An 18,268-nucleotide genomic window follows, 5' to 3' on the forward strand; every position below is an offset into this window, starting at 1 on the left:
GATGGCATCGCCCTTCGGGGCGGGTCACATGCCCCTTTTGAGGTCGGCTGCTTTCTCGCCGATCATGATGGTTGTGGCATTGGTATTTGAGGAAATTGGCTGCGGCATGATCGAGCTGTCGCAGACACGCGGGCCCTCGATGCCGCGAACCTTGAGATCCGGGTCGACGACGCTGCCTTCGCCGCCGCCCGTGCGGCAGGTTCCGACTGGATGGTATGCCGAGCGGGCATGCCGGCGGGCAAAGCCCCTGTAGTCGTCGCGGATCCTGATATCGTCGCCGGGCATGTGGATTCTGCTTACGAACGGCTTGAACGCCGGCTGACAGAATTTCCCCGCTGATCATGATGCCGTCGACCGCCAATAGCCATTCCTGTGGATGTCAAGCTCAATATGGCGTGGTCGCGTCTCGCGGTTCCCGAGGGACTGTGGAGCGCCGTGGACGCCGTTCTTTGAGGGGTGCCGACAGCAAATCTTCTGGAGGGAAGCGCCGAGTGGTATAGATCTGCGTTGCCAAGCAGTCTCTGCCACTTGGAAAGGATGCCGTTCATGCGAAAATATCTTCCGCTTGTCTTTGTCCTCATCGCCACCAGCCTGTCGGCCCAGGAACTTTCTATTCCCCAAAAACTCCAGCTCGAATCGGCTTGTAAAGCCGACATAGCTCGGCTGTGCCCCGGTATCGAACCCGGCGGCGGCAGGCTGATCGCCTGTATCCAAGGCAAAAAAGATCAGCTTTCCAAACCTTGCGCGACGGCGATCGCGAACATCAAGGCAAGCCGACAACCATAGGCTAAAGGCCTCGCCCATGTGCTGTTGAGGATGACGCAGATGGCGTGGGTTTTGGCGACAAATCGTCGAGCCCGATAAATCGGAGTGTTAGCAAAGCCGAACTGTTCCGAGAGTTCGCGGCCCGCGGGATCATCCGCGTCCGGCGATTGAGGTTTTTCCGCATTTTTTCTGGCAGTTCGACATGGCGTCATCAGTCATAGCGGAAGCTCCTGAAACGCATGCCGCATGGTGCGGTGCTCTTCCAGGAAAAGGCAAATCCCGCCCGCCGGCCGCAACGTCCGTTCAATTTATCCCGCTGTGCTTTCCCGGGGAACAAGGGCGAAACCCAGGTCAAATGTCTCGACCCCCGACTTCGTCGACGCGTTCAACGAAGCAAGGACTTTTTCGGCGGCGAGCTTGCCGGTTTCGTAGCGTCGTGTGGCAATCGACGACAGCGACGGCGAGGCGCAGGCTGCGAATTCGAGATCGTGAAAGCCGATGATCGAAATGTCGTCTGGCATTCGGATGCCGTGCTTGCGGCATTCCTGCATCGCGCCGAGCGCCAGGTTGTCGTCGGTGCAGAATATGGCCTCAGGCAAATCTCCGCGCAGACGCATTTCTGAAAACAGGTCGGATCCGAGGGCAACCGAGCTGTGTCGAGGTATTCGCGCGATCACGTTCATTCCCGCCAACCCGGCCTCTTCCATGGCGATGCCATAGCCATCAAGGCGAGATTGGGCGCGACGGTCGAGATTGCCGGTCAGAAAGGCGATGCGGCGAAGGCCCCGATCGAGAAGATGCCGCGTGGCTGCATGGCCGGCGAGCTCCTGAGACATGCCGATGTTGATGTTGATCGGGTCGGCCGAGAGTTCGAACGTCTCGACAACGGGGACATGCGCCTGGATGAGAAGCTGCCTCGAAAGCGTCGTGTGGTTGACGCCGGCGATGATAATGGCTTCGACCCTCTGGCCAAGCAAAGCCTTGATGGCATTCTCTTCCTCAATCTCGGAATAGCGACTGTTGACGACAATGAGCTGAAAGCCGTGCTCAATGAGCACCTCGTGAAGGGCGAACAAATATTCCGCGAAGATGACGTTGTAGAGCGTCGGGACGATAACGCCGATGGCATGCGAGCGCGACGAGGCCAATCGGCTCGCCGCAACATTCGTGACGTAGCCAAGTTCCGTGACGGCGGCCTCGACGCGCAGCCGCAATCCTTGTGAAACCGCGTCGGGTTTCCGCAAGACGCGCGAGACGGTGATCGGGCTCACCCCCGCTAAGTTTGCCACATCGTCAAGTGTAACTCGGCGCATACAACGTCCTCAGTCAATTCAATCGAAATAATCATTCCGGAAATCAAAGCATATTACGCACCATGACATAGTTGACAGCGCTAGCAAATACGATTTGACAGCGCTGTCAACTATGTTAGGTTTTGAGGGTTCCGGATCAGGATGGGATGGAGCCTTCCGGACCTAGCGTGCCAAATCAACAAAGGTGGGGCGGCTCGGTCCGCCCGAGGAGGAGAACACCCATGCCCGACGTGAAATCAAAAAGGATAGCGAGCGTCGCTGCCTTCTCGGTGCCGATGCTCGCATTGCTCTGTGGCGCGGCCTATGCGGCGCCGCAAGTTGTTGCAGGTCCGGCGACAGACGCAAAATGCATGGCGCCCTGGGCTTCGGACACCCAATTTCTCCAATATAAGAAGAAGGACGGTCCGTACCGGATTGCGTTTGCCAATGGCTATATCGCCAATACCTGGCGCATTCAGATGGTCCAGACCGCGAAGGCCTACGTCGCCCAGCCCGATGTTGCTGCCAAGTTGAAAGAGTTCAAGGTCGTGTCCACGGGCGAGGATGTTCCCGCGCAGATTTCCGCGATCAACAATTTCATCGACGCGGGGTATGACGCGATCGTTGTCGATGCGCAGAACCCCACGGCTTTCGGCCCGGTCATCAAGCGGGCAAAGGAAGCTGGCGTCGTTCTGGTCGCGTTCGATAATGTTCTCGACACGAAGGACGCCATCAATGTCAATGTCGACCAGAAGGGACTTGGTGTCATCTGGGGGGATTGGCTTGTCAAACATATGCCGAACGGCGGCAAGGTGCTCGAAGTGCGCGGCGTTGCCGGTACATCGGTCGATACCGATCGTCATGAGGGAATAAAGGAGACGCTGGCGGCATCCGGCAAGAAGTTCAACGTTACCGAGGTCGTCGGCAAATGGGACGACGGGGTGGCGCAAAAGGCGACTGCCGACGCGATTGCGACCAATGGCCCATTTGACGGCTTTACCGCCCAAGGTGGCGACACCGGCGTTGTACAGGCAATGATGGACGCCAAGCATCCCTTTGTGCCGTTTGGCGGCGAGACCGAGAACGGATTTCGCAAGCTCTGCGCGGCCCATGCGGCTGACGGCCTGAAATGCGCCTCTGCCGGTACCGGTCCAGCTCAGGTCGCCGTGGCCATCAAGACGGCGATCGCCGCGCTCGAGGGCGATATCGTCCCGCAGGCGGTAAAGCTGCCAACGGCTCTCGTGATGGATCCGGATTTCAAGAAGGGCCAGGACTTCTATCCCGATCAGTCCGACAACTTCTTCGTTGGCAATTCCTTCCCGACCTGCGGCATCAATTTTACGGCGCAGGAAATTATGGGGCAGACAAAAGAAAACCAGTAGCCCACTTTGACCGAGAGGCAGCCTGCGGGCGTTGGCGCCCGCGGCACGTCGTCTGTTACAACCCTCTGGGAGGTGGGACTTGACCTTATCCGAGCCGCTTTTCGTCATGGAAGGCATATCGAAACGCTATGGCGGCGTTGTCGCGCTGAAGGATGCCGATATTGCCGTCAGGTCAGGGGCCATCCATGCTGTTCTCGGTGAGAACGGTGCCGGCAAATCGACCCTTATCAAGATCATGGCCGGGGTTGTCGCGCCCGATGAAGGGCGGATGCTGCTGGATGGAAAGGAAATCTCCTTTTCGTCGCCGGCGGCTGCCAATGTGGCGGGCATCGTCTGCGTCTTTCAGGAGCTTTCGCTGATCCCCGACCTGTCGGTCGCCGATAACATTGCCATCAGCAAGCCTCCGCTGCGTTTCGGCATGATCGACCGTCGAAAGCAGCGTCAGATCGCAGAGGAAGCGCTTGCGCGGGCGGGGGCCTCGGACATTCATCCGTCCTCGCTGGTCAAGGACTTGCCGCTCTCCCGTCGCCAGATCGTCGAGATTGCCAAGGCACTGGCGCGCAAACCGCGGCTGATGATCCTCGACGAGGCCACGTCGGCGCTGAGCCAGGCGGACGTCGAGAGGATTTTCGGGGTGCTGAAACGACTTCGCGCCGAAGGATTGGCGCTAATCTACATTTCCCATCGCATGCACGAGATCTCAGAACTTGCCGATGATTGCACCGTGTTTCGAAACGGACGCAGCATCGAATCCTACAAAGCGGGCACCAAGACCGACCAGCAGGTGATCGAGCTGATGATCGGACGGGAATACACCAGCGTATTTCCGCCGAAACCGGAGCAGCGCAAGGACCGACCGCCGATCCTGTCCTGTCGGGATCTTTCCTGGGACGGCAGGCTTTCGGGGATTAGCTTCGATCTGAAGCCGGGAGAAATCGTCGGCATCGGCGGATTGGACGGACAGGGCCAGCGCGAGTTGCTTCTGGCGCTGTTCGGGGTCCTGCGCGATGTCAAAGGCGGGATCGAAGTTGACGGCAGGCGGGTGACGCTCCGCAGCCCTCGCGACGCGAAATCGGATGCGATCGCGATGGCGCTCATTCCGGAGGATCGCAAGACCGAGGGTCTGCTGCTGCCGATGACCGTGCGGGAAAATCTGTCGATTGCAGCGCTCGATCGCGTTTCCAGTAGAGGCGTCATCGACCGGGCCTTGGAGGAGCGCCAGATAGACGATCTTCTCAAGCTGCTGGCCATCAAGGCGGCAACGATAGACATGCCTGCCGCGGCGCTTTCCGGAGGCAATCAGCAGAAGGTGGTCATCGCCAAATGGTTGATGAACCAACCACGGATCATCCTGCTCAACGATCCGACACGCGGCATCGACGTCGGAACCAAGCAGGAAATCTACGTGCTTTTACAAAGACTTGCAGACGCAGGCGCGGCGATCATTTTCTATTCCACCGACTACGCCGAACTGATCGGCTGCTGCGACCGGGCACTTGTCATGTATGACGGTCGCATCGTTCGCGAGCTCGCAGGCGCCGAGATCACCGAGCAGGAACTCGTCGGCGGTGCGCTCAACATTGGTGCGCATCAGGCCCAGCAAAGGATTGCCCGATGAGCCAGGGAAAGTCCAGCGAATGGCGGTTCTGGTACGCACAGCACAAGGGAACGCTCTTGGCGGCTGGCCTCTTCGTCGTCATGTTTGCGATCTACGTCTCCAACCATCCGGCCGGCTTTACGCCCAATGTGGTTCAGACGGCTTCGAACAAGGCGACGCTTCTCGCATTCGTGGCGATGGCGCAATGTTTCGTGGTCATCACCGGCGGGATCGATCTTTCCGCCGGGATGATTCTGATCCTCAGCAATTGTCTTGCCTCCTGGCTGGTGGTGGGAACGCCGTTTCAGACCGGTATCGGGATTGCTGCCGTTCTGCTGGCCGGACTCGGTTGCGGCGCGCTGAACGGGTTGATCATCATTTTCGGTCGGCTGCAGCCAATCGTCACCACCATCGCGACAAGTGCGATCTTCTTCGGTCTTGCCCTGCTGCTGCGGCCAACGCCTGGCGGCGCGGTCAACGAGACGCTTGCTGATGTCTTTACGTCCAAGCTCTTCGGCATCTTTCCGACAAGCCTGATCGTGCTTGCCGCAACCATCCTATTGATCTGGATTCCCTTCAGCCGCTCGACCCTTGGCAGGGCAGCCTACGCAGCCGGCTCTGCCGAAAACGCCGCTTACATGTCCGGAATGCCGCTGAAATCGGCAAAGTTTACGGCCTACGCGCTCGGAGGGCTGCTTTCTTCCATCGGGGGGCTATACCTGACTTTCTTTTCCTATACGGGGGAGGCGGCCTATGCGAGCGGTAACGCCTATACGCTTTATTCGATCGCGGCGGTCGTGCTCGGTGGAGTGGCGCTGTCCGGCGGCAGGGGAAGCGCTATCGGCGCGGTATTCGGCGCGCTCGCATTTCGCACCATCGGCGATCTCCTATTCGTCTTCGACTTCGATCCGCTTTGGCAGCCGCTGTTTCAGGGCGTCGTCCTTATGCTGGCGATCAGCATCGGCTGCTTCGGCCTTGCCCGCGTTCGCAACCGGCTGGAGTGGTTTCAATGAGCGAGGAAGCATCTCCCATGCGGCAATCCATGGTGCCTGCGCGGCTGCGGGGCATTGATCCCGCGGTCGCGATTGCTTTCGGCTGCATCCTCCTGCTTCTGATTGGCGGCTCCTTTTATTCCACCAACTTCCTTTCGCCCGATTATCTGCTGCAGCAATTGAAGGTCGCATCGTTCCTCGGCGTCATCGCAACCGGCATGATGATGGTCATCCTTCTTGGACAGATCGATCTTTCGGTCCCCTGGGTCGTAACGACAGGGGCGATGATGGCGTGCGCGGCAACAGTCCATGGCACAAGCGGATCGATCCTCGCCATTCCGTTCGGGATCTTCTGCGGTGCAATGATCGGCCTGGTGAATGGCATTGCCGTCGCCTATCTCAGGATTCCCTCGATGATCATCACGCTCGCCACGAACGCGGTCGCGCAGGGGCTGATGGTCGTCTACACCGGCGGCTTCTCCCCCCAGGATACGGCTTCCCCGGCGATGCGGTTCCTGGCAACTGGTTTCGCAATTCCCAGCATCCCAAATGGTGTCCTGGTGTGGCTGATCGTCGGGGTCTTGGCCGTCTTCCTGTTGACGCGTACGACGCTCGGCCGCTCGCTTTATGCCATCGGCAATCGTGAGAGAGCGGCCTACATGTCGGGCATAAATACGCGCCGCATCACCATGATAGCGTTTGTCATCTCAGGTGGCTTGAGTGCGCTCGGCGGCGTCCTTTTGGCCGGTTATGCCTCCAAGGCCTCGCAGTCGATGGGAGACGCCTACCTGCTTCCCTCGATTGCGGCAGTCGTACTCGGCGGAACCCATGTTCTGGGTGGCAAAGGTTCATATCTTGGGACCGTCGCCGGCGTCATACTGATCACGCTGCTGCAATCCATCCTGTCCGTCATGCAGATAGAAGAAGCCGGAAGACAGCTGATCTATGGTACGGTGATCATCTGCATGCTCCTGCTGTACGGCCGCCAGAAAGCCCTCTGAACCGATCAGCCGCCAGCGGTTTTTCCGCCGAAATTGAATGATCCAGCTAATATTTACGCGTGGAAATTTTATGTTGCATTGCGACAGGATTCATTTCTGTCGAGATAATTAGCATCTTCAAAAATAATCTAGTAATTTCAAGCAATTGCCAGCTGCAGGGCGACCTGAACCCCAAATGTCGCCCGCGGCAAGCTTGACAGCCTCTGGAAAAATGAAGGATATAAACTTTACGCATGTAATGTTGTGCGTGAACGTCCGTAAGGGAGGGACGGAAACCATGAGCAAAATTATTCGCATTCTATCTGCGTCCGCAGCCGGATTTGGGCTAATGGCAGGATTGGCCCATGCCGAGGAACTGACGATCGCCACCGTCAACAACGGCGATATGATCATCATGCAAAAGCTCTCGTCGGAATGGGAAAAGGAAACCGGCAACAAGCTGAACTGGGTGGTACTGGAAGAGAACGTCCTGCGGCAGAAGGTCACGACCGACATTGCGACCAAGAGCGGTCAGTTCGACATTCTGACGATCGGCGGCTACGAAGCGCCGATCTGGGGGAAGGCTGGATGGCTCGAGCCGGTCGGCGATCTCGGGGACGACTACGACTACGACGATCTGCTTGCGCCGATCAAGACCGGATTGACCGTCGATGGCAAGCTCTATGCGGTTCCCTTCTACACGGAAAGCTCGTTCACGCTTTATCGCAAGGACTTGTTCGACGCGGCAGGCATCAAGATGCCGGATCAGCCCACCTATGACCAGATCAAGGAATACGCGGCCAAGCTGACCGACAAGTCGAAGGAACAGTATGGCATTTGCCTTCGCGGCAAGCCGGGCTGGGGCGAGAACATGGCGTTTCTCGGCACCATGATCAACACCTATGGCGGCCGCTGGTTCGATATGGACTGGAAGCCGCAGATCAATTCCAAGCCGTGGAAGCAAGCCATCACCGACTACGTCGCTCTCATGACGAAATATGGCCCTCCGGGCGCCACGTCGAATGGCTTCAATGAAAACCAGGCACTGTTCTCGACCGGGCATTGCGCGATGTGGATCGACGCAACGTCGGCTGCTGGCCGCGTCTACGATCCCAAGCAGAGCAAAGTTGCCGACATGATCGCCTTCACGCGCGCACCGGTCAACGTGACGCCCAACGGTTCGAGCTGGTCATGGTCCTGGAACCTCGCAATCCCGGCAACGTCGACGAAGACCGAAGCAGCGAAGTCATTCCTCAAGTGGGCGACTTCCAAAGAATACGTCAAGCTGGTCGGCGAGAAGGAAGGCTGGGTAGCGGTGCCGCCGGGTACGCGGAGATCGACCTATGACCTGCCGGAATACCAGAAGGCTGCGCCATTTGCGGCAACTGTGGAGAAGGCAATTCTTTCGGCCGATCCGTCCAAGCCGACCAAGGATCCGGTGCCTTACACTGGCGTCCAGTTCGTCGCGATTCCTGAATTCCAGGGAGTAGGCACCGTTGTCGGTCAACAGATCGCGGCGGCCCTTGCCGGCCAGCAGACCGTCGATGCTGCCCTCGACAATGCCCAGAAGCAGGTCGAGCGCGACATGAAAAAAGCCGGTTATCCAAAGTAAGAACTTTGGCTTTCGCGGCGATGCCGCTAGCTCCACCCAGAAGAGTTCCGGCAGAAGGTCTGCCGGAATTTCCACGTCAGACCTTTTACGATCCCGCCCAGGCGGCACAGAGCCAAATGGCAAGAAAACCTTTCCTTCAACGAAGCCGGCTGGCATCTTTTTGCTGCCGGGGGCAAGGTGCCGCCGGGCCTCGACTAGAGCCGGTGCAGGGACCAGACAAGCCCGCTCATTTCCCGCCTAACGATTGCTGCAAGAACTGGAGAGCGACATGAGACTGAAAGACAAGATCGCGCTGATCACGGGCGGCGCACGCGGCATCGGCTTTGGCTTTGCCGAAGCCTTCGTCAAGGAAGGCGCCAAGGTCGTGATTGCCGATATCGACATTGAACGCGCGACCAGGGCCGCAGCTTCGATCGGTCCGGCGGTCAAGGCCGTCAAACTCGATGTGACAGACCTTGCCGCGATAGACGCTGTCGTTAGGGCTGTCGATGAAGAGTTCGGCGGTATCGATATCCTCGTCAACAACGCGGCCATATTCGATATGGCGCCGATCAACGAAATTTCCGAGGCAAGCTACGACAGGGTCTTCGCGATCAATCTCAAGGCGCCTCTGTTTATGATGAAGGCCGTGTCGAACGTCATGATCGCGCGGGGCAGGGGCGGCAAGATCATCAATATGGCAAGCCAGGCCGGCCGCCGCGGCGAAGCGCTTGTCACGCTGTATTGTGCTTCCAAGGCAGCGATCATCTCGGCGACGCAGTCGGCGGCTTTGGCGCTGGTCAAGCACGGCATCAACGTCAATGCCATTGCCCCCGGCGTCGTCGACGGCGAACATTGGGACGTGGTCGATGCGCAGTTCGCGAAATGGGAAGGCTTGAAGCCAGGCGAAAAGAAAGCAGCCGTCGCGAAGTCTGTTCCGATCGGCCGCTTCGCCACGCCAGACGATATCAAGGGCCTGGCGGTCTTTCTCGCCTCCGCCGATAGCGACTACATCCTTGCCCAGACCTACAACGTCGACGGCGGAAACTGGATGAGCTGATCCCGCAAGCGGCATTGCGGTCAAAGGAAAAGAGGAAGAAATGCAGGCTATTTGCTTCACGGAAAAAGGCGTTGCAACGTGTGAGGACGTGCCGCGGCCGGAACTCGTGCCGGGTCATGTCCTTGTGCGCGTGCGCGCCGCCGGCTTGTGCCATACCGATATCGACGTGCTGCATGGTCGCTACGGCGAGGGGCGGTTTCCACTGGTTCCGGGCCATGAATATGCGGGTGTCGTGGAGGCTGTTGCCGCTGATGTAAGCGGGATCAGCGTTGGGGCGCGCATCGCCGTCGATCCCAATCTCCCCTGCGGCTCCTGCAGCGCATGTCGCAAGGGACTGACCAATCTATGCCGCAACCTCAAGGCCTATGGCGTCACCGACAATGGCGGTTTCGCCGAATATAGTCTCGTCAAGGCTGATCACCTTCATGATATCGGCGATCTTGCCTTTGACGTCGCAGCTCTGGCGGAACCGCTTGCCTGCGTACTCAATGGTCTGGGCAGCGCCGGATTGAAGGCGGGTCCAGGCGCTACCGAAACCGCGCTCGTCTTCGGCGCGGGACCCATCGGCCTCCTGCTGGCCTTGTCGCTGAAGGCGGAAGGGGTTCAATCGGTCACCGTTGCCGACATCAACGAAAGCCGGCTCGCATTTGCTGAAGAGCTTGGGCTGGAGACGGCGGTTTCAGGTTCTCAGGCATTGCTGGCGCGCAAGCGGAGTTTTGATTTTGTCGCGGACGCAACGGGGATTGCAAGCGTGGTGGAGGGGATGATCGATTTTGCGACGGATGGCGGCACCGTTCTGATATTCGGTGTTTGCGCCCCGGAGACGCGCATCTCGCTTGCGCCGTTCGAGATATTCCGCCGACAGATCAAGCTTGCAGGCTCCCACTCTCTGAACCGCAACATCCCCGAGGCGCTGGCGATCCTGCGCCGAGACGGGGGCCGGATGGCGAGACTGGTTTCGCATCGCCTGCCCTTGGCAGAGATCTCGCCCTATTTCTCCAGGAAGCCATCTGATCCGGCAAGCATGAAGGTTCAATTCGTGGCCGAATAGCACTTGTCCGGGGGATCGCCGGCTGCCGCTTGCGTTCCGCCTTTTCGTCAGACAGTGACTCATCTATTACCTAACGGGTGGCGTTGCAGGAGATCAGATGGTGGGCAAGACGATCAAAACGATGGAGGATTTCTCGGAGCTCGTCGGCTTGTCGCGCCCCACCGTCTCGAAATACTTCAACGACCCGACCTCGGTGCGCAAGAAGACGCGGGACACGATCGAGATCGCGCTCAAGAAATCCGGCTTCAGGCCGAATATCTTTGCCGTCAACCTCAACCGGCGCCGCAGCAACATCCTCGGTGTCATCATTCCGAATTCCACCGATCCGTTTTACATGGCCCTCACCCGCCGCATCGAATTGATAGCAAACGAGGCGGGATTTCTGGCGTTCGTGCTGTCCTCCGATGGTAAAGCCGAAATGGAAGACCGGGCGATCAAGACATTGAAGTCCATGAATGTCGCAGGCGCGATCATCGCTCCGCTGGGCGTTGAATCTCACCACAGGACCCTGGAGGAATTGGGCCAGAGCGTTCCGTTGATTTACGTCGACTCTCCCCTGAACGAGACATCGTCTTTTGTCGGCACCAACAACCGGCAGAGCTTCGGCCTCATTGTCGACTATCTCTGCCGGTCCGGCGCGCCTCCCTGCTATCTCGGCATGCCGCACGTCAATACCAATGCGCTGACGCGGCAAATTGCCTATGTCGAAGCGATGGAGCAATTTCGAATGACAGCCGAGATCGTCGCCGTCGCCGACCTGAAGACCTGGGACTTCGAAAGATTCGGATTTGAGGAAGCGACCAGAATACTGCAATCGAAGTCGGGATTTCCAACGAGGACTGTCCTTTGCGCGAACGACCGAATTGCATTTGGCGTTATCGCGGCCGCCTACCAGCAAGGGCTGCGGGTGGGGCATGGTGCCGACTGCGATCTGAGGGTTGCAGGCCACGACGATCACCCGTTGTCAAAATATGCATGTCCCCCGCTCACAACGGTCGCGCAGAATTATAATGAGATAGGCAGGCTGGCAATCGAGTTGCTTTTTCACAAGCTCGACGAAATGCCGAGCGGAACGGCAACATCTCAGGCGGATGAACGCATTCTTCTGACCGCAGAGATCATGCTTCGAAGTTCAGCTTGAACAGATTGCCACATCCTTCAGCCTCGCCCTGCCGCGTGTTTTTCAGCCGGATATCTTCGAAACCTGCGTTGCTGTTGCGGGCGGGCCAACTGAGCCTCTTTCGATAATGACCGTTGGTAAAATAAGCCTTTCCGGCGCTCGTACTTCGCCCTTCAGACGGCGGATGAGCAGTTCAGCGACGCTTTTGCCGAGCGCGTAGACCGGCTGGTCGACGACGGTGATCGGCGGGGTGGTGACGCTCGTCCAGTCAGCATCGTGGAACGTGATCAGCGAAATGTCCTCGGGAACACGCAGGCCGTGTTGACGAATAGCCTTGAAAATCTCTAGCGCAATGAGGCTGTCGGACGCGAGGATGGCGGTTGGTCGATCGAGGCTCGACAGGAGCTTGGTTGCAACCTTTCGCGTCTCCTCAGGGCTCGTTGCGCCGAGCCGCACATAACGCTCCGGTCGATCGATGCCGGCATCCCTACAGACGGCGAGAAAGCCCTCGATACGCTCTCGCACCGACGATGTGTAGATCTGCCCGAGATCTTGATATTCGCTCCCTTCGGCATCGACGGCCGTCACATAGGTGATATGGCGATGGCCGGCATCCACCAGGATCCGGGTCGCCCGCATGGCGACGTCGAGGTCGTCGACGGTGACCGTATCGACATCCAGATCAGGCAGGGCCCGGTCGAGCAGGGCGAGCGGCCGGCCCGAACGGTTGATGTCGCGCAGGTGCGAGACGTCGCGCGATTCCGATGGCGTCACGATCAGCCCGTCGACGCGCTTGCTGATAAGCAGCCGCACGGCCGCCTTTTCTACCTCTATCTGTTCGCCGGAATTGGCGAGAATGACATTGAAGCCGGCGGCCCTTGCCGCATCGGTGATGCCGCGCACCGCCAGGCTGAAGAACGGATTCTCGATATCGCCGACGACCACGCCAATGATCCCGGATTTACCGGTCGTCATACTGCGGGCCAGCTCGTTCGGTCGATAATCCAGCGTCTTCGCCGCCGTCATGACGTCCGTGCGCACTTTATCGCTAACGACGCCGTAGCCGCCCAGGACGCGCGCGGCGGTGGCTTTTGAGACCTTGGCCTCCCGGGCAACGTCGCTAACGGTCACTGAGCGGGTTTTTTGCGTCGAATTTTTCATGTCTGAAGGACTACAAGAGTTGTTGACGGAAGGTCAACGTGGAACTAACTATTATCGAATGAGACCGGTCTCAATCACTAAGATACCGGTCTCTTAACAAAATCGCGTTGGCGAATGAGAGGAAAAGTTCGCTGACTGACGGAAATCAAAAAAGAACAACTTCAGAGTGGAGAACCAGATATGACCAACATTGGAATTCTCGAGTCGCTGATGTCGCCGGTCCGCGCCGTCGCAATGGCTCTCATGATGGCATGTGCCGGCGCAGGCTTTGCTTCGCAAGCCCTTGCGGCAGACGACAACCCCTACGGGCTGATAGATGCGAAGGTCATTAGCGTCGGCACAATGGGCGATGCCAAGCCCTACGCCTTCACCCAGGCGGATGGCACGTTTACGGGGTTCGACATCGAGTTCTTCCGGAACGTCGCGGGCCGTCTCGGCTTCAAGCCGGAGCAAGTGATCTTCACTGGACAGGAGTTCTCGGCGCTGATGCCTTCAGTTGCCAATCAACGGTTCGACGTGGCGGTGGCGGCCATCGGTACGACGGAAGCACGCAAGAAGACGGTCGATTTTTCAGACGGTTACCTCGCTGGCTATCTCTCGGTACTGACTGCCGACAAGGCGATAACCTCCGCCGACGGCCTCAAGGGCAAGCGCCTCGGGGTCGTGCAGGGCACGCTGCAGGAAATCTATGCGGCAAAGAATTTCAACAGCACGGATCTCGTAAAATTCCCCGACAATAACTCCGCCGTCGCCGCGCTCAACAACGGATCGGTCGATGCGCATTTCCTCGACTACGAGGCGGCCAAGCAATATGGCGAGCGTTACCCGGAGCTGAAGATCGCCGTCAACATTCCCTCTTTCGATGCGCCGGCAGGCTTCGTCGTCCGCAAGGGCAACGACAAGTTCCGAGACGCGCTGAACACGGCGCTGCATGCCGCCATGCAAGACGGCACCTGGAAGACGCTTTATGAGAAGTGGTTTCCAGGATCGCCGATGCCTGACGAATATCTCCCCAAGAAATGACCGCACTGGCCGCCGGCGGTGAAAACCGGCGGCCGCAGGAGATGCTGCTGCGCCCGAGTTTCGCGCAGGTGTCGAGAGCCTAATGAAAAGGGGACAGAATGAACTGGCTTGAAAACCTGCGCCGCAGCTTCCTCGACTGGCAGGCAATGGCCGATGTTCTGCCGAGCATGATCACCATCGGATTGAAGAACACCCTGATCCTGGCTGCGGCTTCGACGGTGCTCGGTGTGATCCTGGGGATGCTGCTCGCGGTCATGAGCATTTCGCAATCGCGCTGGCTGCGCATTCCAGCGCGTGTCTATACCGATATCTTCCGTGGCCTGCCGGCCATTGTGACCATTCTTCTGATCGGCCAGGGTTTCGCCCGCATCGGCCGCGAGATTTTCGGCCCATCACCCTATCCGCTGGGTATTCTCGCACTCAGTCTTATCGCCGGCGCCTATATCGGTGAAATCTTCCGCTCGGGCATCCAAAGCGTAGAGCGTGGACAGATGGAGGCCTGCCGTGCGCTGAGCATGAGCTACGGGCAGGGGATGCGGTTGATCGTGATCCCACAGGGTATACGCCGCGTCCTGCCGGCGCTCGTCAACCAATTCATCGGCAACGTCAAGGATTCGAGCCTCGTCTATTTCCTCGGACTGCTGGCGTCCGAGCGCGAGATCTTCCGGGTCGGGCAGGACCAAGCCGTCGTGACCGGCAATCTTTCGCCGTTGCTTCTCGCCGGTGCGTTTTATCTCGTCATCACCGTCCCGCTCACACACATGGTCAACTACATCGACAACACCTTGCGGCTCGGCAAACAGAAGGGCGGCGCCGTCACCAGCGGTCTGGCAGAAGTGAGCGAGCTTGCAGGCGCGGTCAAAGCTTCGGCCGATCAAACACCGGCTTCTCAAAGCGTCGCAACCGGAAAATCCCGTTTCAAGGGCGGCAGTCTCGCCATCACCAATCTCGACATGGCTTATGGCAACCTCGATGTTCTCAAGGGTGTCAACCTCACTGTCAAGCCGGGCACGGTCACCTGCGTCATCGGTCCATCGGGCTCGGGCAAATCGACGCTGCTGCGCTGCCTCAACCGTCTGGTCGAGCCGAAGGGTGGTGACGTCCTTCTCGATGGCGAGAGCATTCTGGCGATGAAGCCAGAAAAGCTGCGCCGCCGTGTCGGCATGGTTTTCCAGCATTTCAACCTGTTCCCCGATCACTCCGCGCTTGAAAACGTCATGCTCTCGCTCACAAAGATCAAGGGGCTGCCGCGACAGGACGCCGAGCGGATCGCCGAGGCGCGCCTTGCCGATGTCGGGCTCGCCGCTCGCAAACATCACCGGCCAGGTGGCCTCTCGGGCGGCCAGCAGCAACGCGTGGCGATTGCTCGCGCTCTTGCGATGGATCCGGAAGTCATCCTCTTCGACGAGGTGACGAGTGCGCTTGATCCCGAACTGGTGAAGGGCGTCCTCAACCTGATGGCCGATCTCGGTTTGCGCGGCATGACCATGGTGATCGTCACCCATGAAATGGGCTTTGCCCGCAAGGTCGCCGATCAGGTCGTCTTCATGGACGAAGGCCGCGTCATCGAAGCGGGTACGCCCACGGCGATCTTCGACAATCCTCAAAGCGCGCGCTTGAAACACTTCCTTGCCGAGGTGTTGTGACCCTCCGGTCACCCGAACCGCGCAACCCACCCCTCCATCCAGAAAGAACTCATCATGACTACATCTTCTCCTGTCTCCAAGGTCGTCGTGGTCGGCGGCGGCATTTTCGGCGTCTCCTCGGCGGTTCATCTTTCAAGGCTCGGCATCAGCACCATCCTCGTCAACGATGGGCCGCTGGCCATGGGCGCATCGGGCCGCTCGCTCGCCTGGCTCAATTCCTCGCGCAAGCGTTCGCCGGCGTACCAGAGCCTGCGTATGATCGGCATCGATCGGTACAGGACGCTGTCGGCGAAATATCCCGACGCCAACTGGTTGCGTTTCGACGGTGGTTTGACCTGGGATGCGGACGATGCTTCGAACGAGATTGCCGAGGTCTTTGCCCATGAGAGAGACCTCGGATATGACGCGCAGCTGCTGTCAGCCGGCTCTATTGCAGCCGTGACGTCGGGGATCGACGCGCGCGCCGTGACACCGCAGGGAGCGATTTTCAATCCAGGCGAGGGCTGGGTCGATCTGCCATCGCTGATCGACGTGCTGATTGCCGAGTTCATCGAGCGCGGCGGCAGACTTGTTACCGACGCCGGCCGTGCTGCCGTCACGGTGTTCAATGGCCGGGCGACCGGTATCACGACAACGAGCGGCGTGAGCTTCGATTCCGATGCGGTGCTGCTGGCGACCGGTGCCGACGTGCCGCGCATGGCGGCCGATAACCATCAGAATATTGCCGATGGAACACCGATCGCTCTGTTGGTCAGGACGAAGCCCGTCAATCTGCCGCTGCGGGCCGTGCTGAACACGCCGCGGGTCGCTATCCGCCCGACGCCGGTCGGCGGGCTTGCTCTAGATTCAGCCTGGTCAGAGGAAGAGGTCGCGGTCCGCAAGGATGGCACCTACGAGGTGAAGGACACGACAATTAGGGGATTGCTCAAGGAAGCCTCTGCTGTTCTTGAGGGCAATCCAGTGCTGGAACTGGAAAGCTACGGCGTCGGCCCGAAGCCTATCCCCGGAGACGGCGAACCGGTGTTCGGCCAGTTGAAGGCCATCAAGGGCTATTATGTCGCTTTCAGCCACAGCGGCGCGACGCTCGGCCTGATTGCAGGCGAATTGCTGGCCGGCGAGATCGTCACAGGAAAAGAACATCCGCTGCTCGCAAACTTCCGCCCCGAGCGGTTCGGCTGAGCACCCGGCCGACAGGGATGCGCCAAACATTTCCAGGCCTCTCGCCTGTCGGCGTTTCAGACGATGTGGTTTCCGCCGACCCATGTTGAGGCAATGTTTGCCGCGGAAGCCGTGTAAATGATCTTCTGGAGAATCTGGTCGCCGCGATCAAGCTCGTCCCAAAGGCGGATCGTGCCATTGCTGGCCTTGGTGTCGATCATTATGGCATCGAACTGGTAACCCGGTGTGAATTGCCCAATCGGTAGATCCAGCGCAATACCGCCGCCTGCCGTAGCCAAATGGAAGGCATCTCGGAAATCGATTTGCGCGGGAGCTGCCGCTCCGCGGTTTTCCCGTGTTACAGCTGGATCGACACCGCTTTCGAGCATTCGTGAAACAAGCACGGCGGCGCGGCAATTTTCAAGAATGGAGGCACTGGGGCCGCCGGAAATATCAGTTCCGAGTCCGACCTGCAGGCCTTTCTCCAGCGCTGCACGAAGAGGGAAGACAGCATCGGCGAAATAGGCGTTCGAAAGCGGGCAGTGGGCGATTGCCGCCTGCCGTGTGAAAATGAGTTCCATGTCATCTACCGTGATGAAATTGGCGTGTGCCAACACGGTCCGGCGTCCGAGCAAACCGAAACGATCGAGCATCTGCGTATCGGTGGCGCCGTGGCGAGAGAGAACATAACCGTGGGCCCAGTCGCTCTCCGAGCAATGGGTCTGGACGTGGCAGCCGCATTGCGCCGCGATTGCGCCAAGCCCCTTAAGCGTCGCATCGGTGCAGGAGGGTATGAAGCGCGGGGTTACGACCGGAAGGACGCGGTCCTCGCCGTTGTCCGGATGCCCCCTGACATAGTCGATCAGTGCCCGCGTTCCCTGGAGAGCGGCATCGGTGGATGCGTCGCGATAGTAGTCCGGGCATTCCGCGACATTGTCCATTGCCACCTTGCCGATCAGCGCCCGCTGGCCCTTTTCGAGGCAAATGTCCACGAGCGCGCGCGTGGCCTCCTGATGGACGGTGGCGAAATACAGTGCCGTGGTCGTGCCGCTCGCCAACAGGTCCTCGACAAGAAGCCCGTAACTTCGCCGCGCAAAAGCGAGGTCCTGATAACGGGCTTCCAACGGAAACGTATATGTCTGCAGCCAGTCCTCCAGCGGAACGTCGAGCGCGTTTCCGAGTTGGGGATATTGCGGGGCATGGACATGAAGATCGACGAAACCCGGTAGCAAATAACAGCCCGCGGGAAGGCTCACGAGCTCGCCGGTCTCGTCGCGGGCGTCCCGGATGGAGCGGTAGTTCGGTTCGCCGGGCCGGTGGATCGCCCCGATGCGGCCGTCGGCGCCGATTTCGATGAGCACGTCTTCCAATATGTCGATGGTGCCGCGTTCCGGGGAATGAAAGCCGGAGGCGAAGAGCGTCTTGCCACGCAAATCCATCAGATTGCCGC

The 18,268-nt window shown here is 59.2% G+C and carries 15 protein-coding genes and 1 pseudogene; 12 read left to right on the top strand and 4 right to left on the bottom strand.

The features are described 5' to 3' along the window. Positions 1–24: 24 nt before the first annotated feature. Positions 25–219 (bottom strand): annotated as a pseudogene (locus CPY51_RS10810) (GMC oxidoreductase); the annotation flags it as partial. Between the two features lie 327 nt (positions 220–546). Here CPY51_RS10810 and CPY51_RS10815 point away from each other — a divergent pair. Continuing rightward, positions 547–786 carry a cysteine rich repeat-containing protein gene (locus CPY51_RS10815; RefSeq protein ID WP_111160280.1) on the top strand — a complete coding sequence of 80 codons (240 nt, stop codon included), beginning with the start codon at positions 547–549 and terminating at the stop codon, positions 784–786. A 287-nt stretch (positions 787–1,073) separates the two neighbouring features. Here the strand turns inward: CPY51_RS10815 and CPY51_RS10820 are convergent, their stop codons facing one another. Further along, positions 1,074–2,078 carry a LacI family DNA-binding transcriptional regulator gene (locus tag CPY51_RS10820; RefSeq protein ID WP_111160246.1) on the bottom strand — a complete coding sequence of 335 codons (1,005 nt, stop codon included), beginning with the start codon at positions 2,076–2,078 and terminating at the stop codon, positions 1,074–1,076. Between the two features lie 221 nt (positions 2,079–2,299). Between CPY51_RS10820 and CPY51_RS10825 the strand changes: the two genes are divergently transcribed. The 8 genes from CPY51_RS10825 (at position 2,300) to CPY51_RS10860 (ending at position 11,851) form a co-directional block, all read left to right on the top strand. Beyond that, positions 2,300–3,439 (top strand): sugar ABC transporter substrate-binding protein, encoded by a 1,140-nt coding sequence (locus tag CPY51_RS10825; RefSeq protein WP_111160247.1) that lies wholly within the window; start codon positions 2,300–2,302, stop codon positions 3,437–3,439. 79 nt (positions 3,440–3,518) lie between these two features. After that, positions 3,519–5,057 carry a sugar ABC transporter ATP-binding protein gene (locus CPY51_RS10830; protein ID WP_111160248.1) on the top strand — a complete coding sequence of 513 codons (1,539 nt, stop codon included), beginning with the start codon at positions 3,519–3,521 and terminating at the stop codon, positions 5,055–5,057. Continuing rightward, positions 5,054–6,049, top strand: a complete 996-nt coding sequence (locus CPY51_RS10835; RefSeq protein WP_111160249.1) for an ABC transporter permease — start codon at positions 5,054–5,056, stop codon at positions 6,047–6,049. The genes CPY51_RS10830 and CPY51_RS10835 overlap by 4 nt, the downstream gene beginning before the upstream one ends. Then, positions 6,046–7,029, top strand: a complete 984-nt coding sequence (locus tag CPY51_RS10840) for an ABC transporter permease (protein ID WP_111160250.1) — start codon at positions 6,046–6,048, stop codon at positions 7,027–7,029. Before CPY51_RS10835 ends, CPY51_RS10840 begins: the two co-directional genes overlap by 4 nt. Positions 7,030–7,306: 277 nt before the next feature. Then, complete coding sequence (locus CPY51_RS10845; protein ID WP_195909498.1) at positions 7,307–8,620, top strand: ABC transporter substrate-binding protein; 1,314 nt, start codon at positions 7,307–7,309, stop codon at positions 8,618–8,620. Positions 8,621–8,888: 268 nt separating this feature from the next. After that, positions 8,889–9,659: an L-iditol 2-dehydrogenase gene (locus CPY51_RS10850; RefSeq protein WP_111160251.1), complete on the top strand. Its 771-nt coding sequence runs from the start codon at positions 8,889–8,891 to the stop codon at positions 9,657–9,659. 40 nt (positions 9,660–9,699) lie between these two features. Then, positions 9,700–10,710 (top strand): zinc-dependent alcohol dehydrogenase family protein, encoded by a 1,011-nt coding sequence (locus tag CPY51_RS10855; protein WP_111160252.1) that lies wholly within the window; start codon positions 9,700–9,702, stop codon positions 10,708–10,710. A gap of 121 nt (positions 10,711–10,831) precedes the next feature. Then, positions 10,832–11,851 carry a LacI family DNA-binding transcriptional regulator gene (locus CPY51_RS10860; protein WP_111160282.1) on the top strand — a complete coding sequence of 340 codons (1,020 nt, stop codon included), beginning with the start codon at positions 10,832–10,834 and terminating at the stop codon, positions 11,849–11,851. A 42-nt stretch (positions 11,852–11,893) separates the two neighbouring features. Here the strand turns inward: CPY51_RS10860 and CPY51_RS10865 are convergent, their stop codons facing one another. Next, on the bottom strand, positions 11,894–12,991 hold the full coding sequence (locus CPY51_RS10865; RefSeq protein ID WP_111160253.1) for a LacI family DNA-binding transcriptional regulator: 1,098 nt from the start codon (positions 12,989–12,991) through the stop codon (positions 11,894–11,896). Between the two features lie 180 nt (positions 12,992–13,171). On the opposite strand from CPY51_RS10865, the gene CPY51_RS10870 reads away from it, so the two are divergent. The 3 genes from CPY51_RS10870 to CPY51_RS10880 all read left to right on the top strand — a co-directional run bounded on the left by CPY51_RS10870 (position 13,172) and on the right by CPY51_RS10880 (position 16,839). Further along, a complete protein-coding gene (locus tag CPY51_RS10870; protein ID WP_111160254.1) occupies positions 13,172–14,014 on the top strand; it encodes an ABC transporter substrate-binding protein in 843 nt (280 codons plus the stop codon). A gap of 98 nt (positions 14,015–14,112) precedes the next feature. Beyond that, positions 14,113–15,660: an amino acid ABC transporter permease/ATP-binding protein gene (locus CPY51_RS33805; RefSeq protein ID WP_111160255.1), complete on the top strand. Its 1,548-nt coding sequence runs from the start codon at positions 14,113–14,115 to the stop codon at positions 15,658–15,660. A gap of 54 nt (positions 15,661–15,714) precedes the next feature. Beyond that, on the top strand, positions 15,715–16,839 hold the full coding sequence (locus CPY51_RS10880) for an NAD(P)/FAD-dependent oxidoreductase (protein WP_111160256.1): 1,125 nt from the start codon (positions 15,715–15,717) through the stop codon (positions 16,837–16,839). Between the two features lie 56 nt (positions 16,840–16,895). Here CPY51_RS10880 and guaD read toward each other — a convergent pair whose 3' ends face one another. After that, entirely contained in the window at positions 16,896–18,257 is a 1,362-nt protein-coding gene (guaD, locus tag CPY51_RS10885) for a guanine deaminase (RefSeq protein WP_111160257.1), read from the bottom strand. Between the last annotated feature and the right edge of the window lie 11 nt (positions 18,258–18,268).

This window comes from Arminella tubonensis, from assembly GCF_003240585.1.
GTDB classification, from domain to species: Bacteria; Pseudomonadota; Alphaproteobacteria; order Rhizobiales; family Rhizobiaceae; genus Rhizobium; species Rhizobium tubonense.

What these genes read in the sequence shown, in the direction of transcription:
- CPY51_RS10835 (WP_111160249.1), top strand. Translation starts at nt 5,054, where the DNA reads ATGAGCCAGGGAAAGTCCAGCGAATGGCGGTTCTGGTACGCACAGCAC.
- CPY51_RS10865 (WP_111160253.1), bottom strand. Translation starts at nt 12,991, where the DNA reads ATGAAAAATTCGACGCAAAAAACCCGCTCAGTGACCGTTAGCGACGTT.
- CPY51_RS33805 (WP_111160255.1), top strand. Translation starts at nt 14,113, where the DNA reads ATGAACTGGCTTGAAAACCTGCGCCGCAGCTTCCTCGACTGGCAGGCA.
- CPY51_RS10850 (WP_111160251.1), top strand. Translation starts at nt 8,889, where the DNA reads ATGAGACTGAAAGACAAGATCGCGCTGATCACGGGCGGCGCACGCGGC.
- CPY51_RS10820 (WP_111160246.1), bottom strand. Translation starts at nt 2,078, where the DNA reads ATGCGCCGAGTTACACTTGACGATGTGGCAAACTTAGCGGGGGTGAGC.
- CPY51_RS10815 (WP_111160280.1), top strand. Translation starts at nt 547, where the DNA reads ATGCGAAAATATCTTCCGCTTGTCTTTGTCCTCATCGCCACCAGCCTG.
- CPY51_RS10855 (WP_111160252.1), top strand. Translation starts at nt 9,700, where the DNA reads ATGCAGGCTATTTGCTTCACGGAAAAAGGCGTTGCAACGTGTGAGGAC.
- guaD (WP_111160257.1), bottom strand. Translation starts at nt 18,257, where the DNA reads ATGGATTTGCGTGGCAAGACGCTCTTCGCCTCCGGCTTTCATTCCCCG.
- CPY51_RS10840 (WP_111160250.1), top strand. Translation starts at nt 6,046, where the DNA reads ATGAGCGAGGAAGCATCTCCCATGCGGCAATCCATGGTGCCTGCGCGG.
- CPY51_RS10825 (WP_111160247.1), top strand. Translation starts at nt 2,300, where the DNA reads ATGCCCGACGTGAAATCAAAAAGGATAGCGAGCGTCGCTGCCTTCTCG.
- CPY51_RS10845 (WP_195909498.1), top strand. Translation starts at nt 7,307, where the DNA reads ATGAGCAAAATTATTCGCATTCTATCTGCGTCCGCAGCCGGATTTGGG.
- CPY51_RS10870 (WP_111160254.1), top strand. Translation starts at nt 13,172, where the DNA reads ATGACCAACATTGGAATTCTCGAGTCGCTGATGTCGCCGGTCCGCGCC.
- CPY51_RS10860 (WP_111160282.1), top strand. Translation starts at nt 10,832, where the DNA reads ATGGAGGATTTCTCGGAGCTCGTCGGCTTGTCGCGCCCCACCGTCTCG.
- CPY51_RS10880 (WP_111160256.1), top strand. Translation starts at nt 15,715, where the DNA reads ATGACTACATCTTCTCCTGTCTCCAAGGTCGTCGTGGTCGGCGGCGGC.